This window comes from Vreelandella stevensii S18214, assembly GCF_000275725.1.
Lineage (GTDB): Bacteria > Pseudomonadota > Gammaproteobacteria > Pseudomonadales > Halomonadaceae > Vreelandella > Vreelandella stevensii.
The window spans coordinates 95,582-111,178 of record NZ_AJTS01000015.1; the positions used below are offsets into that span (position 1 = coordinate 95,582).

A 15,597-nucleotide genomic window follows, 5' to 3' on the forward strand; every position below is an offset into this window, starting at 1 on the left:
TTAAAAACTGAAATTTAGGTAAAAAACGGTATTTATGACTGTGCAATTACTCTTTGAATGGTGATATTTTTCAATTTACTGAAGTGCTGCCGGGGAGGGTCTGGTAGCACCATCATCTTTCGGAAAGGAGTGCATCAAAATGGCGCGTCAAACAGTGGTTTTAGGGGCAGGGATGGTGGGCGTCAGTATTGCCTGGCAGCTGCAAAAGCGCGGTTATCAGGTGACGCTGATCGATCGTCGTCAGCCCGGCCGTGAAACCTCGTTTGGCAACGCGGGCATCATCCAGCGTGAGGCCGTGCGCCCCTATCCGTTCCCGCGCGATATGAAAACCATCTTGAGTGTGCTGCCCAACCGTCGTGTCGATATTCGCTATCGGCCCACCGGCATGATCAAGGCGGCCTCTCCGCTGCTCAGTTATTGGCATCATTCGTCGTCGCGGCTCTACAAGAAGATCGTCCCGGAGTACGCCTCGCTGATCCAGCTGTGTCTCGACGCCCACGCGCCGATGATCGAAGCGGCAGGTGCCGATGCGCTGGTACGTCGCGAGGGTTGGCTGGAAATCTATCGAACCCCCGAGAAGCTGGCCAAGCGTGTCAAGGAAGCAGAGGAAGCCCGCGATCTCTATGGTGTGCAGTTTGCGGTGCTCGACCGCCAAGGGGTTGCCGAAAAAGAGCCCCAGCTGGGAGAGCAGATCATTGGAGCTATTCATTGGCTGGACCCCTGGACCGTTGCTGACCCCGGTGGTCTGGTAGCGGCCTACGCCGAGTCGTTCGTTGCTTTGGGTGGCCAGCTGGTACAAGCGGACATCACCGACGTCAGTCAGCAGGGGGCGCAGTGGCAGGTGACCACCGCCACCGATACCTTCACGGCAGATGATGTGGTGATGGCACTGGGCCCTTGGGCGGGAGAGTGGATGAAGTCGCTGGGCTACCACTTCCCGACGTTCGTCAAGCGTGGCTACCATATGCACTACGCCACGCAACCGGACACCAGGCTGCATTATTGGCTGATGGATGCAGAAGTCGGCTACCTGCTGGCGCCCATGAACGCTGGCGTGCGGCTGACCACGGGGGCGGAGCTGGATCGCCTGGAATCGCCGGCCGATGAAGAGCAGCTAGGGGCGGCAGAGAGCGTGGCGCGGACCATTTTTCCGCTGGCCGATCGCAAGGGCGAGCGTGCCTGGAAGGGCGCGCGTCCTTGTCTGCCGGACATGAAACCGGTGATTGGCCCGGCGCCACGCCATCCGGGCTTGTGGCTGGCATTCGGTCACGGCCACCAGGGCTTTACGCTGGGGCCTGCTACCGGCCAACTGCTGGCTGACATGATGGAGAATAAACCGACAGCCATCGATATGGCACCGTTCCGCGCGGACCGCTTCTAGATGTCAGGTGGCGTTCCGGTTTGTTTGGCACCCGGAAGGGATGTTTGCTAGGCTGTAGATGAAATTCCGCTAGATGGAGGTTCCGCAATGGATGTCGCGGTCAGTAATACGGTGAGCACGGCGCTTTACATGAATCAGGCGCAAACCGTGGAACAGGCGCAGATGCAAATGTTCAGAGATGCGCTGGAGCAGCAAGCCGATCAGGTCACGGAAGTATTGGCGTCGGCGGATTCGGCAGCGCAGCCCGAGCTTGCTCAGGAAGGTAGCGTCGGTACGCAAATCAATACCTTCGCTTAATCCGCTGGAACAACGCCTTTCTCAATCAATACCCAAACGCCGACCTTGTCGGCGTTTTTTGCTTTGGTATGCCGCAGGCAGGGAGTTGCGTTACCATAGGCGCACCCCGCCACTGGTCTGGCGCTTTTTTGGTTATTACGCAGTCCCCCTATTTAGAGAACTCCATGTCTGACGCTCAATTAGCGCGCGAAGCAGAGCTACGCCGCACCTTTGCCATTATTTCCCACCCTGACGCCGGTAAAACGACCATCACCGAAAAAATGCTGCTGTTCGGAAACGCCATTCAGATGGCCGGTTCGGTGAAAAGCAAGCGCAATGATCGCCACGCGACGTCCGACTGGATGAAGATGGAGCAGGAGCGGGGCATCTCGGTGACCACGTCGGTCATGCAGTTCCCCTACGGCGGGCGAATCGTCAACCTGCTGGATACCCCTGGGCACGAGGACTTTTCTGAAGACACGTACCGCACCTTGACCGCCGTCGACTCTGCACTGATGGTCATCGATGGGGCCAAGGGTGTCGAAGATCGCACCATCAAATTGATGGAAGTGTGCCGGCTGCGTACTACGCCCATCCTCACCTTCGTGAACAAGATGGACCGCGATATTCGTGACCCCATCGAAGTCATGGATGAAGTGGAGACGGTGCTCAACATTCAGTGTGCTCCGATGACCTGGCCCATTGGCATGGGGCGGCACTTCAAGGGTGTCTATCATCTCTACAACGATGTGATTCATCTCTATACCCAGGGGCAGGGCAGCCGTATCCCTGACGACAAGCGTATCGAAGGGTTGGATAACCCAGAGGTGGATGCCATTCTGGGCGAAGAGCAGGCCGAAGAGCTGCGCATGGAAGTCGATCTGGTGCGCGGCGCTTCCCATGAGTTCGACCTGGAAGCCTATCGTCGTGGCGAGCTGACCCCGGTCTATTTCGGTACCGCCATGGGTAACTTCGGCGTGCGTGAAATGCTCGACGGCTTCGTCGAGTACGCGCCATCGCCGCAGCCCCGCGAGACCGATACTCGAGAAGTCACGGCCAAGGACGATCGCTTTACCGGCTTCGTTTTCAAGATCCAGGCCAACATGGACCCGAACCACCGTGACCGCATTGCCTTTCTGCGGGTGTGTTCCGGCAAGTATGAAAAGAACATGAAGATGCGCCATGTGCGCATTGGCAAGGACGTCAAGATTGCCGATGCGCTGACCTTCATGGCCTCGGACCGCTCCCACGTGGAGGAGGCCTGGCCCGGCGATATCATCGGCTTGCACAACCACGGCACCATTCAGATTGGTGACACCTTTACCGTGGGTGAAGACATGCGCTTCATGGGCATCCCGCACTTCGCGCCGGAGCTCTTCAAGCGCGTGCGCCTGAAAGACCCGCTGAAGATGAAAGCACTGCAGAAAGGCCTGCAGCAGCTATCGGAAGAAGGAGCTACTCAGGTCTTCATGCCGGTGGATAACAATGACCTGATTCTTGGCGCAGTAGGTACGCTGCAGTTCGACGTCGTCGCACACCGCTTGAAGGAAGAGTACAAGGTCGATTGTCTCTACGAAGGTGTCAACGTGCAGACGGCTCGCTGGGTCTATTGTGACGATGCGAAGATGCTGGAAGAGTTCAAGCGCAAGGCAAGTGCCAACCTGGCGATCGACGGCGGCGGCTACCTGACCTATATCGCCCCGACCCGGGTCAATCTGCAAATGACCCAGGAGCGCTGGCCGGATATCCGTTTCCAGCCGACCCGAGAGCACTAATCTCAAGACTCGCCTCAAGAGGCCTACCCAAACGAGAGCGCTTGCCATGCTCATTGACGCCCACTGCCACCTGGATGCCGCGGAGTTCGATGAAGACCGAAAGGCCGTCATCGCCGCAGCCAGGGCCGTGGGCGTCACGGGTTTCATCGTGGCTGCCACGGTGCGCCAGCGCTGGCAGAATGTGCTGGCGCTGGGCGAGAGCGAAGGGGTCAGCATCTGCCTCGGGCTTCACCCCTATTTCATTGCCCAGCATCACACCGATGACCTGGCGGCGCTGGAGGCGCTGGTCAAGCAGCAGTTGGCCTGCCCGGAAACCGCCCTGGTGGCGATTGGCGAGTGTGGTATCGATGGCCGCTTCAGCGAGAGTCTCTCGCCGCAGTGGGAATATTTCGATGCCCAGCTCGGTATCGCGAGCCGTTGCCAGCTTCCCCCCGTCGTGCACTGTGTGAAGGCCAACGATGACGTGGCCAAGCGGCTTCATCAGCGGTCACTGGCGAGGCCCGGCATGATCCATGCCTTTGCCGGTTCCTACCAGCAGGCCGCAAGGTTTCTGGATGCGGGGTTTGTACTGGGGCTGGGAGGCGCCGTCACCTACGCTCGTGCTCAGCGCCTGCATCGTGTGGTGGCCACATTGCCGGATGACGGGTTCGTGCTGGAAACCGATAGCCCCGATATGCCGCTGAGTGGCTTCCAAGGGCAGCGCAATGAACCTTCGCGCGTGAAGCACGTCGCTGAGCAGGTGGCTAAGCTGCGTCAGCAATCGCTGGAACACGTCGCAGCGCTGAGCAGTGCCAACGCTGCACGTATTTTCGGCCTGTGAGTGCTGCCCCGCTGGTGTCAGCTCAATTGAGCCGCTAGCGCTTCAGGGTCCAGGCGCTCGACGGGGTAAGGCAGCGCGTGCAGGCTCACTGGCTGCGCTTGCCAGTAGACGGAGATCTGCTCCTCCGCCACTTTGGTATTCATAACCGCCAGCAGCTCTACCTGCTGCTCGTCACTGAACGCGCTGTTGACGACTTCACCCAGGGCTTTCCCTTCCTTATCTACCAGGCTGTCGCCTATCTGGGGTAATGCGCTGGCGCTGAGGTGCGCATGCACCAGGCGTTTTTTGACCTGGCCGCGAAAGTGCGCCCGAGCGACGACTTCTTGCCCGGTATAGCAGCCCTTTTTGAAGCTGATGCCGCCCAGTGCTTCCCAGTTGAGCATTTGTGGCAGGAAGTGATCCTGCTGTGCCGCCGTCAACCAGGCGAGGCCGCTACGGATATCCGCCAACTGCCAGGCTTGCTGTAGCGTCTCTTGCGAAGCCTCCTCTGGGGGTGTCTCTTCCAGCATCAGCAGCCAGCGAGGAGTGCCTGGCATACGCAGGGCGGTGCCCAAGGGGCTGGTATGATGCGTATAGGCCTGATCGGGCAACGTCACGCCTGTCTGCTCCAGTAGCGAGGCGTTCGGGGCGCTGCTGCCCACGAACGTTACGGATGTGGCAATCGTCAGCTCGGTCTTGTAGAAAGCGGCAAACTTTTTCAAATGGTTGGCCAGAGATTCGGCCAGCGAGGCGTCGAGAACCAGCCGATAGTGCTGTGGCGCCAGGCGCAGCAGCTGGGCATTGGCCAGCATGCGCCCTTTGGGGGTGCAAAAGCACGTCAGAGGGGCGAAGTGTCCATTGGCGAGGCCGACCTGGGCGCTGGTTTGCCCCTGAAGAAATTTTTCGGCATCAGGACCCGTGACGTCCAGCGCTGCCAGGTGCGTCAAATAAACGGTACCGGTGAAGGGGTGAGTCTCGGCGGTGGCCATGGTCTCTCCTGAAGATGAAAGCTGCGCGACATGAAGTGAAAGGCGCGGCAATAGGTTACGCTAGGTGCGGGCAGTGGGCTGCAATTGCAAGCGCACTTGCGCGTGCTAAACTTCAATTCCGCGTATCGGTCTTGCACAAGAATTTTTGCGTCGTATCGCCGATCGATCCCGCTAGCATATACTTAACAAGACTCATTAACACATAAAAGGGCAGCGCATGGCAGTGCAATCACTCAGTTTTCAAGGGGTTTCCAACGCTGATCAGGTGAACAAGATCACCACGGCATTGATGATGCTGGATGGGGTGGACAGCGCCGAAGTAGGGCGTCATGGCGCCGAAGTGGAAGGACGCGCCAAGCGCGACGCGCTGATCAAGGCGGTCGAACAGCTCAAACTACCCATCAAGGTGTCGTGAATGCATCCGCCTATCGTAGTGATCAGTGAGCGCAACCGGGCGTTTCGTCAGCGTATCGAGGTCAATGGCCTGGAAGACCTCTACGCAGACGTACCCGCGGTGGTGGGTGGCGATGAAAGCGCGCCGGACCCTCACGACTATTTCGACATTGCCTTGGGAACCTGCAAGGCCATTACCGTACAAATGTATGCCAAGCGCAAGCAGTGGCCGCTGGAAGGCATTACGGTCACGGTGCAGCGAGACGACCAGGATGAAAAGAAGGGCGTTTATCGGCTGGCCGTTCAGCTCGAACTGCACGGTATCAGCGACCCTGAGCAGAAAGCCAAGCTGGAAGAGATCAGCCACAAATGCCCCATTCAGCGGTTGATGACCCAGGCCACCATCGAGATCACCACTCGCACCGAGTGACCACCCCAGGAGCCATGATGAGCAAGGAATTTCGTCTGCAGTCAAAATTCAAGCCTGCGGGCGATCAGCCCACCGCGATCCGCAGCCTGGTAAACGGCCTGGAGTCGGGCCTGGCCCACCAGACGCTGCTGGGCGTGACCGGCTCCGGCAAGACCTTCACTATGGCCAACGTGGTGCAGCAACTACAGCGGCCGACCATCGTCATGGCGCCCAACAAGACGCTGGCGGCTCAGCTGTACGGCGAATTCAAGTCGTTCTTTCCCGACAACGCCGTCGAATATTTCGTCTCCTACTACGACTACTATCAGCCGGAAGCGTACGTGCCTTCCTCGGACACGTTCATTGAAAAAGATGCCTCGATCAATGATCACATCGAGCAGATGCGGCTGTCTGCCACCAAGGCGCTACTGGAAAGGCGTGACGCCTTGATCGTCGTGTCGGTATCGGCGATCTATGGTCTGGGTGATCCGGACCAGTATCTGAAAATGCGCCTGCACTTTACCCGCGGCGAGCTGATCGATCAGCGTGCCTTCTTGCGCCGATTGGCGGAGCTGCAGTACACGCGCAACGACATGGACTTTCGTCGCGGCACCTACCGTGTGCGAGGCGATGTGATCGATATCTTTCCGGCGGATGCCGATGAAGAGGCTGTGCGTGTCGAACTCTTCGACGACGAGATCGACTCCATTCGCCTGTTTGACCCGCTGACGGGGGATATACGTGGCCAGGTACCGCGCATGACGATCTACCCGAAGTCGCACTATGTCACTCCCAGGGAAACCATCCTGGAGGCCATCGATGCCATCAAGGGAGAGTTGAAAGAGCGGCTCGAGTGGCTGAGAAAGCATGAACGGCTGGTGGAAGCCCAGCGCCTGGAACAGCGCACTCTCTACGACATCGAAATGATGCTGGAGCTGGGTTACTGCAACGGCATCGAAAACTACTCGCGCTACTTGTCTGGCCGTGCCCCTGGCGAGCCGCCGCCGACATTTTTCGATTACCTGCCCGACGATGCGCTGCTCTTCATCGATGAGTCCCACGTCAGCGTGCCCCAGGTGGGTGGCATGTACAAAGGTGACCGCTCCCGCAAGGAGACGCTGGTGGAGTACGGCTTCCGCCTGCCTTCCGCGCTGGACAACCGGCCGATGAAGTTCGAAGAGTGGGAGTCGATTTCGCCGCAAACGATTTTCGTCTCGGCTACCCCGGGGCCTTATGAGGCAGAGCATGCCGGTCAGGTGGTCGAGCAGGTGGTGCGCCCCACGGGGCTGCTCGACCCGCAAATCGAAGTGCGCCCTGCCAGCACCCAGGTCGACGACCTGCTATCCGAAATCGGCTTGCGCACCGCGGTGGGCGAGCGCGTGCTGGTGACCACGCTGACCAAACGTATGGCCGAGGATTTGACCGACTATCTCGACGAACACGATATTCGGGTGCGCTACCTGCACTCCGATATCGACACTGTCGAGCGGGTGGAAATCATCCGCGATCTACGGCTGGGCAAGTTCGATGTGCTGGTGGGGATCAACCTGTTGCGCGAAGGGCTGGATATTCCGGAAGTGTCGCTGGTCGCCATTCTGGATGCAGACAAGGAAGGTTTCCTGCGTGCCGAGCGTTCGTTGATCCAGACCATTGGCCGCGCGGCGCGTAACGCCAACGGTAAAGCGATTCTCTACGGTGACCGGATTACCGACTCGATGCGCAAGGCCATCGATGAAACCGAGCGCCGCCGCGCCAAGCAGATGGCCCATAATGAAGAGCATGGCATCACGCCGACCACCGTGACGCGTTCGGTGGCCGACATTCTCGAAGCCGCCCAAACGCCCGGCAAGAAGAGCTCCCGTCGTCGTGGCAACGAGCGCAAGGTGGCCGAGCCTGAGGGTAGCTATGACGTGGCGTCCATGAGTCGCCAAGACCTGCTGGCGGCCATCAGCAAGCTGGAAGACGCCATGTTCGAGGCCGCCCAGAACCTGGAGTTCGAAGAGGCGGCGAGATTGCGTGATCAGGTGCACCGCATGAAAGAACAGCAGCTGGCGCTGGGGTAGGCGATGCCTGAAGGCCCTGAAATCCGGCGTGCCGCGGATCGTATCGAGAAGCAGCTCGCGGAGAAGACGCTGGAAGACGTGTGGTTTGCGTTTCCGGAGCTGGCCCCGCAGGCGGCATCGCTCATTGGCGTCAACGTGCAGGCGGTGGATACCCGTGGCAAGGCGATGCTGATTCGCTTTGCCGATCAGCGTGTGCTCTATTCACACAATCAGCTCTATGGCGTCTGGAAACTGCATGCCGAGGACAGGCCGCCCAGTACCCAGCGCTCGTTGCGTGTCCGGCTGACCGCGGAGGGAAGGTCTGCCAGTCTTTACAGCGCCTCGGATGTTTCCTTGTGGCATGAAGAGCACCTGCCTCAACACCCGTTCTTGTCTCGGCTTGGCCCTGATCTGTTGAGCGAGCGGGTTACCCCCGCGCAGGTCAGGCAGCGCTTGCTGTTGCCTGCTTTTCGGCGGCGTAGCCTGGGGGCACTGCTGCTGGATCAGAGTCTGGTGGCAGGGCTGGGTAACTACCTGCGCTCGGAAATTCTGTTTTTCGCCCAGTTGCATCCCCGCCAGCGGCCTGCTGAGCTGAACGATACGCAGCTCGCGTTACTGGCCGAAAATATCGTCGAGATCACCCGGCAGGCCTATCTGCAGGCGGGCGTCACCAACCTGCCCGAGTGGATATCCCAGGCGGTGGCCTCAGGGGAGCCTCGCAGGCAGTGGCGTTTTGCAGTATTCGAGCGGGCTGGCCTCAGTTGCCATCGCTGTGGCGATGTCATCGAACGCAGCATGGTCGGCTCCCGGCGGTTATATCGGTGTCCGGGTTGTCAGAAAGCCTCTTCTGCATAGTTATACCGTTATCCTGCCTGTTGAAGATTTGTCAGACCAAAGCCTTACGCTCGGAGCGGTAGCGTGGGCCTGTATTGGCTGCCGTGGCTGCTTCAATACGGTATACTTCCTGCACACTTAGACGGCCGAGAAGGTCGCACTCAGCACGATAACCGAGGAGCTGTTCATCCATGACCGTGATTCGCCAGGACGACGTGATTCAAAGCGTTGCCGATGCTCTGCAGTACATCTCTTACTATCATCCCAAGGATTTCATCGATGCCATGGCAGCCGCTTATGAGCGCGAAGAGAATCCGGCGGCCAAGGATGCCATTGCTCAGATCCTGATCAACTCACGGATGTGCGCCACGGGCCATCGTCCCATCTGTCAGGATACCGGCATCGTGACGGTATTCGTGCATGTCGGCATGAACGTGACCTGGGACGCGGATCTCAGCCTGGATGACATGATCAACGAAGGCGTGCGCCGGGCCTACCAGTTGCCGGATAACGTCCTGCGTGCGTCGGTTCTGGCGGACCCGGATGGCAAGCGCCAAAACACCAAGGACAATACGCCCGCCATCATCCATCACAAGATTGTGCCTGGCGACAAGGTCGACATTCACGTGGCAGCGAAGGGCGGTGGTAGCGAGGCAAAATCGAAGTTTGCCATGCTCAACCCTTCCGACAGCGTGGTGGATTGGGTCATGGAACAGTTGCCCAAGATGGGTGCTGGCTGGTGCCCGCCCGGCATGCTCGGTATCGGGATTGGTGGAACCGCCGAAAAGGCCATGGAAATCGCCAAGGAAGCGCTCCTCGATCCGATCGACATCCAAGACCTTCAGGCACGTGGCCCCAGCAATCGGGCAGAAGAGCTGCGTCTGGAGCTGTTCGACAAGATCAACAAGAGTGGTATCGGTGCCCAGGGGCTGGGCGGCTTGACCACTGTGCTGGATATCAAGGTCAAGGATTATCCCACCCATGCGGCCAACAAGCCGGTGGCCATCATTCCCAACTGTGCGGCTACGCGTCATGCGCACTTCACTCTGGATGGTTCCGGTGCCGTCTCGTTGCCAGCTCCCAGGCTGGAAGATTGGCCGGAAATCACTCGTGAAGCGGGTGATAACGTCAAGCGCGTGAATCTCGATACGGTCACTCCTGAAGAGGTCAGCACCTGGCAGCCAGGCGACACGCTGCTGCTCAACGGAAAACTGCTGACCGGCCGCGATGCGGCGCACAAGCGCATGGTCGACATGATCTCCAAAGGCGAGCCGTTGCCGGTAGACATGAAAGGGCGCTTCATCTACTACGTTGGGCCAGTAGACCCGGTAGGCGATGAAGTCGTGGGGCCAGCAGGGCCAACGACCGCCACTCGTATGGACAAGTTCACCCGTACCATGCTGGAAGAGACCGGGCTGCTGGGGATGGTGGGCAAGGCCGAGCGTGGCCAGGCGGCCATCGACGCGATTCGCGACAACCAGGCCGTCTATCTGATGGCGGTCGGGGGCTCTGCCTATCTGGTGGCCCAGGCCATCAAGCAGTCTCGTGTAGTAGGCTTCGAGGACCTCGGGATGGAAGCCATCTATGAGTTCGAGGTAGAAGACATGCCGGTCACGGTCGCCGTCGATAGCCAGGGCACGTCAGTGCACCAGACGGGGCCTGCCAAATGGAAAGAGATCATTGCTCAAAAGGCCTGATGGCCGATAGGCAACCCGGGTGACCGGGTGAGTGATCGCAAGCCCCGTCCCAGGCGGGGCTTTTCCGCATGGTCACGATGGAAAAGTTGAAAAACTTCAGGCGCAGTAAACCGTAGGTGTTCCGACGATGACGAGGAAGCGTTAATGGCCTCATGGCTGCTAGGCACAGGGATCATGATGATCCACGTTCTGGGGATGGTCTCGGCGGTAATGGCGCTGATGTCCAGTCGGACGTCGCAGGGCGCCGTCGCGTGGATCATTTCGCTGCTGACCTTTCCCTATATCGCGTTACCGGCCTACTGGTTTTTTGGGCGCCCCCGCTTTTATGGTTATGTAACGGCCCGGGGTGCCAAGGATACGGTGCTGCGCAGGGTATTGGTACGCTATCGTCATAACATCAAACCCCATGTGGTCGAGTCCACCAATACCGACATCAAGGCGGTGGAGCAGCTGGCCATGATGCCCCTGACCCGGGGCAATCACCCGCAGCTGTTGATCGATGGGCAGGCGACGTTCGACAGCCTGTTTGAAGGTATTGCACAGGCTCAGCACTACCTGCTGCTGCAATTCTTCATCGTGAGGGATGACGCGCTGGGACGTGAGCTGCAGCAGCATCTCGTGAGCGCGGCACAACGTGGTGTGCGTGTCTATTTTCTCTACGATGAAATTGGCAGCCGCAAACTGCGAGACGGTTATTTCAAAGAGCTGAAGCAGGCAGGTGTCGAAGTGACCCCGTTTCGATCGTCGCGCGGCATCAAGCACCGCTTTCAGCTCAATTTCCGTAACCACCGCAAAATTGCCGTGGTGGATGGGGAGCAAGGGTGGGTAGGCGGTTTCAATGTTGGCACAGAGTACCTGGGGCAGAGCAAGAAGCACGGCCCCTGGCGTGATACCCATCTGCTGTTGAACGGCCCTAGTGTGCTCGGTCTTCAGGAGGCTTTCTGGGAGGATTGGCACTGGGCCACGGGAGAGGTGATCACGCTGAATTGGCATGCATCACCCGCTGCGGGGCATGACCAGCAGGTCGTCATCGTGCCGTCAGGGCCTGCTGACAAGCAGGATACCGCAGGGTTGCTGGTGCAGCAGCTGATCCACAGTGCCAACGAACGTTTTTGGGTCACCAGCCCGTATTTCGTGCCGGACCAGGGCGTACAAGACTCGCTGCGCCTGGCGGCCATGCGCGGTGTGGATGTGCGTGTGATGATCCCGGAGCGCCCGGATCACTTGCTGGTCTTCCTGTCGGCGTTCTCGTTTTTGCCAGAGATGCTCAAGGCAGGTGTTAAAATATACCGTTATCAGCCTGGCTTTTTACACCAAAAAGTCATGCTTATCGACAACAGCTCATCTGCCGTCGGCACGGTCAATCTGGATAATCGCTCGTTCAGACTGAATTTCGAGATTACCGCCTTCATACCCAGCGCTGATTTTACTCGGCAAGTGGCCGAGATGCTGGAAGCCGATTTTGCTCAGTGTCGACGCGTCACCCTCGATGAAGTCAGCCAGCGCCCGATGTGGAAAAAAGTCGTATCCCGCGCTGCGTACCTGATGTCACCCGTTCAGTAGCGACTGGGCCAGCCGCAATCACAAAGCCAATAAACAAAGGGAGTGTTGGGTGAATCTTGAAACAAAATGGTTAGAGGATTTTGTGGCCCTGGCCAATACGCGCAGTTTCTCTGCATCTGCCAGACAGCGTCATGTGACCCAGCCTGCCTTTAGTCGTCGTATCAGGGCGCTGGAACAAGCGGTGGGCGTCACCCTGGTGGATCGTTCGACGACACCTGTCGGGCTCACCTCGGAAGGGCAGCTTTTTTTGGTCACTGCGCGCAACCTGGTGGAGCAACTCAATGAATCACTCAGCCATTTGCGTGGCCTCTCCATTGCCAATGAAGCGCTGGATATCGTGGCTGCCCACTCCCTGGCACTGAGCTTTTATCCGCCCTGGATATCTCGGCTGCAGAAGGGGCTGGGCGAACTGCCGACGCGGCTGGTAGCCATGAACGTGGGAGAGGCCATCCATGTTCTGCGGGAGGGCAACTGTGACCTCATGCTGGCTTATTACGACCCGTTTGCCACCATGCAGCTGGACGCCGAAGTGTTCCCCTCATTTTCGATTGGCAAGGTCAAGATGTTGCCGGTGTCACTCCCGGATGAGCAGGGCAAACCGCTCTTTTCACTACAGCGTGACCAGTCGATCCCCTACCTGGCTTATACACAGGGTGCTTTCCTCGGTCGCAGTGTGCGCATGCTGCTGAAGAACGATCCGCTACGCATGAAGCTACGCACCGTGTACGAAACCGCCATGGCCGAGGGCCTGAAGGGCATGGTGTTGCAAGGGGTCGGCGTGGCCTGGATTCCCGACTTCTGCATTCGTGAAGAGTTGAAGAGCGGTCGGCTGGTTCGGGCAGGAGATGAGGGGTGGGATATTCCTCTGGAAATCCGTTTGTATCGTTGCTCGCTGGTGCACAAGCCCGGTGTAGAGCGCCTCTGGCGGCAGATGATGAAGCTGCCGCGCGATTTTCTGCAGGGCTAAGCGCCACCCAGATTGGCTGGCAGCCCCAGAAAATTTTGAATGATAAAGAAGTGATCCTCAAACAGGCTCTCTGGCTCCAGGTCGGCTAGCGCCACCCAGCGGGCATGCTCGCCGCCTTTGACCGGCTTCAAGCGAGGTAGCTGTTGGTCGGGAGTCAGCGCAAAGTAGAAGGCCTCGGCCAGCGTGCGCCCGCGCCAGCTGCGATGGGGCTCATCGAACAGGCGCTGGCCGCGTAACGATCCTTTCAGCACCGGCTCCGGCACCTTCAGCCGCAGGCGTTCGCGCAGCTCGCGCAGGCAGGCATCCAGCAGGCGTTCGTGGGGATTGATGAAGCCGCCGGGCAGGGCAAACAGCCCCTTGCCCGGGGCGGCGGTACGCTTGACCAACAACACATGGCCGGATTGCACCACCACGGCATTTACCGTGACGAAAATGGGCGGGTAGGGAGCCTTGGCCCACGCCTGGCGATACTGGTCCAGCAAGTGCTGCTCCTCCAGCAGTTGATGATAGGCGTCGCCCTTGCAGAACTGCCCCACGCTTTTGACCACTCCGGGGGGGAGGTCGTGAAATGCTCCGGTGCTTAGATAGTCGCCGGTGGCGTCCGGTGAGCGAAATAGACGCTCACGAATCTGACTTGCTGAAATTCCCTCCACCAGCGGAACGCTGACCGACTCCCACTGAGGAAACAGCGAAAGATAGTAGCTGGATTGGCCTCGACTGGCTCCGATCAGGCCGATACGTGGCAGGCGCGCGTTGGCTGGAGTGGCCAGGTCACGCACCTTGCGCTGTACATCCCGTACCCAGACATCGTCATTATAAAGAGCGTCCAGCAGTGGGGTGATTTCCAGGCGGCGGTTCTCGGCCTCGTCGAACGCCGAGCGGATCATGGCCTGACGCTCATTGAAGTGCCAAGGGTTACGCAAGGAGCGCGCTTGCCACGAAGAGCCGACCATGACGATGACCTGACGTGCCTGCTTGAGGGCTTCGCGGATGATGGCCAAATGGCCCAGATGCGGCGGCTGAAAACGACCGATGAATACCAGGCAGTCGAATTCGTGGGTCGATGTCGTGGGGGCCGCATCCAATGTCATGGGGTGTCCTTGTTCGCTGATCAGTTGGTCGTCAGGCGAGGCCATTATGGTCAGAGCGCTAACGCTGTGCAATGCACCAAATCCTGCGCTCAACGGTTTCATTCGGTATGCTTACCTACTGATAGCAATAGTGGCGTTATAAAAAAGGACGCTGGGAATGGTTTTAAAGGGAATAACTATGCTGAAGCGCACGCTCGTTTTCTGGTGGAACGTGGTACAAGATGCAGTCTCGCTATGGTTGGAGCGTAATGCCTTCAGCTACGCTGGTTCGCTGGCGTTCTATACGCTTTTTTCGCTGGCTCCGACGATCATTATTGCGGTCACCGTCATCGGGGTGGTGCTGGGGGAAGATGCCGCTCAAGGGCAAATCGTGGCGCAGCTTCAAGGCACGTTAGGGGCCGAGGCTGCCCAAGCGGTGGAACAGGCGGTTGCCCAGTCGCGTATCGAAGAGTCCGGGCTGCTGCCTACTGTCTTAGGGGTGGTTGCACTGCTGGTGGGTGCCACCACGGTCTTTGCTCAGATGCAGTTTTCACTCAATACCATCTGGGGCGTCACGGCCAAGCCTACCAGCAACAGCGCCTTCATTTTCATCAAGACGCGCCTGCTGTCGCTGACCGTCGTGCTTTCGATTGGCTTCATTCTGCTCGTTTCTCTGGTGCTGGGCGTTTTCCTGCGCAGCATGCTGCACGCCACCAGTGACCTGCTGCCCATCGCGACCATCGTCACTACTACTGCAGAGTCGCTTATTTCGCTGGCCATGGTGACCTTGCTGTTTGCCACTATCTTCAAAGTGCTGCCCGATGTGGTATTACGTTGGCAGGACGTGCTGATCGGCGCGCTGGTGACGGCGATTCTGTTTACGATAGGCCGTAGCCTGATTGCCATCTATCTGGCCTATACGGCCACCGCATCTACCTATGGTGCCGCGGGCTCGGTGGTGATGATCCTGCTGTGGGTGTACTACAGTTCATTGATACTGTTGTTCGGTGCGTCGTTTACCCGTTCGCTGCTGCTGCGCCGGGGGCGCCCACTGGTGCCCCGCAACAGCGCCGTATTGGTACGCCAGGAACTGCTTTAATGAACAGGAGGCTGTCATGTCACAGTGCTGTTTGCGTGCAATAGTGTCAGGGAAGGTTCAAGGAGTCGGGTACCGCCGTGCTACCCAGGAGCAGGCGCTACAGCGGGGGGTCACCGGGTATGCGAAAAATCTGCCCGACGGCCGCGTGGAAGTCATCCTGTGTGGCTCGGCGGACGCCGTCGCCGAGCTGAGTGAGTGGCTGTGGCAGGGGCCTTCTGGGGCCAGGGTGTCGCATGTATCGTTGGAAACCCTGGCCCAATATCACGCTCCCGGCCATTTTGCGACGTTTTAACGTGTCACCGC

15 protein-coding genes are annotated in these 15,597 nt (G+C 59.0%); 13 read left to right on the plus strand and 2 right to left on the minus strand.

Going from position 1 to position 15,597, the window contains the following annotated elements; translation table 11 throughout:
* Positions 1-139: 139 nt before the first annotated feature.
* From HSS18214_RS0102845 to HSS18214_RS0102860, 4 genes are all read left to right on the plus strand, one after another.
* A complete protein-coding gene (locus HSS18214_RS0102845; protein ID WP_016913795.1) occupies positions 140-1,381 on the plus strand; it encodes an NAD(P)/FAD-dependent oxidoreductase in 1,242 nt (413 codons plus the stop codon).
* 87 nt (positions 1,382-1,468) lie between these two features.
* Positions 1,469-1,678, plus strand: coding sequence for a putative motility protein (locus HSS18214_RS0102850; protein WP_016913796.1), 210 nt, complete (start codon positions 1,469-1,471; stop codon positions 1,676-1,678).
* A gap of 164 nt (positions 1,679-1,842) precedes the next feature.
* Positions 1,843-3,432, plus strand: a complete 1,590-nt coding sequence (locus HSS18214_RS0102855; protein ID WP_016913797.1) for a peptide chain release factor 3 — start codon at positions 1,843-1,845, stop codon at positions 3,430-3,432.
* Positions 3,433-3,478: 46 nt separating this feature from the next.
* Complete coding sequence (locus HSS18214_RS0102860) at positions 3,479-4,252, plus strand: TatD family hydrolase (RefSeq protein WP_016913798.1); 774 nt, start codon at positions 3,479-3,481, stop codon at positions 4,250-4,252.
* Positions 4,253-4,269: 17 nt separating this feature from the next.
* Here the strand turns inward: HSS18214_RS0102860 and ygfZ are convergent, their stop codons facing one another.
* A complete protein-coding gene (gene ygfZ / locus HSS18214_RS0102865) occupies positions 4,270-5,220 on the minus strand; it encodes a CAF17-like 4Fe-4S cluster assembly/insertion protein YgfZ (RefSeq protein WP_016913799.1) in 951 nt (316 codons plus the stop codon).
* A 217-nt stretch (positions 5,221-5,437) separates the two neighbouring features.
* Between ygfZ and HSS18214_RS0102870 the strand changes: the two genes are divergently transcribed.
* The 7 genes from HSS18214_RS0102870 (at position 5,438) to HSS18214_RS0102900 (ending at position 13,125) form a co-directional block, all read left to right on the plus strand.
* Positions 5,438-5,635 (plus strand): hypothetical protein, encoded by a 198-nt coding sequence (locus HSS18214_RS0102870; protein ID WP_016913800.1) that lies wholly within the window; start codon positions 5,438-5,440, stop codon positions 5,633-5,635.
* Positions 5,636-6,043 (plus strand): OsmC family protein, encoded by a 408-nt coding sequence (locus HSS18214_RS0102875; RefSeq protein WP_016913801.1) that lies wholly within the window; start codon positions 5,636-5,638, stop codon positions 6,041-6,043.
* A 17-nt stretch (positions 6,044-6,060) separates the two neighbouring features.
* On the plus strand, positions 6,061-8,085 hold the full coding sequence (gene uvrB, locus HSS18214_RS0102880) for an excinuclease ABC subunit UvrB (RefSeq protein ID WP_016913802.1): 2,025 nt from the start codon (positions 6,061-6,063) through the stop codon (positions 8,083-8,085).
* 3 nt (positions 8,086-8,088) lie between these two features.
* Positions 8,089-8,919: an endonuclease VIII gene (nei, locus tag HSS18214_RS0102885; RefSeq protein ID WP_016913803.1), complete on the plus strand. Its 831-nt coding sequence runs from the start codon at positions 8,089-8,091 to the stop codon at positions 8,917-8,919.
* Between the two features lie 170 nt (positions 8,920-9,089).
* A complete protein-coding gene (locus HSS18214_RS0102890) occupies positions 9,090-10,595 on the plus strand; it encodes a fumarate hydratase (RefSeq protein WP_016913804.1) in 1,506 nt (501 codons plus the stop codon).
* Between the two features lie 144 nt (positions 10,596-10,739).
* Positions 10,740-12,158: a cardiolipin synthase gene (gene cls, locus HSS18214_RS0102895; protein WP_016913805.1), complete on the plus strand. Its 1,419-nt coding sequence runs from the start codon at positions 10,740-10,742 to the stop codon at positions 12,156-12,158.
* A gap of 49 nt (positions 12,159-12,207) precedes the next feature.
* A complete protein-coding gene (locus HSS18214_RS0102900; protein WP_016913806.1) occupies positions 12,208-13,125 on the plus strand; it encodes a LysR substrate-binding domain-containing protein in 918 nt (305 codons plus the stop codon).
* On the opposite strand, the gene HSS18214_RS0102905 is transcribed toward HSS18214_RS0102900, so the two are convergent.
* Positions 13,122-14,216, minus strand: coding sequence for a bifunctional nicotinamide-nucleotide adenylyltransferase/Nudix hydroxylase (locus HSS18214_RS0102905; RefSeq protein ID WP_016913807.1), 1,095 nt, complete (start codon positions 14,214-14,216; stop codon positions 13,122-13,124). The two genes, HSS18214_RS0102900 and HSS18214_RS0102905, sit on opposite strands and share 4 nt — an antisense overlap.
* A gap of 178 nt (positions 14,217-14,394) precedes the next feature.
* Here HSS18214_RS0102905 and HSS18214_RS0102910 point away from each other — a divergent pair, with 178 nt between their 5' ends.
* Both HSS18214_RS0102910 and yccX read left to right on the plus strand, forming a co-directional pair.
* A complete protein-coding gene (locus HSS18214_RS0102910) occupies positions 14,395-15,294 on the plus strand; it encodes a YihY/virulence factor BrkB family protein (protein ID WP_016913808.1) in 900 nt (299 codons plus the stop codon).
* A 16-nt stretch (positions 15,295-15,310) separates the two neighbouring features.
* Complete coding sequence (gene yccX, locus HSS18214_RS0102915) at positions 15,311-15,586, plus strand: acylphosphatase (RefSeq protein WP_016913809.1); 276 nt, start codon at positions 15,311-15,313, stop codon at positions 15,584-15,586.
* Positions 15,587-15,597: the final 11 nt, after the last annotated feature.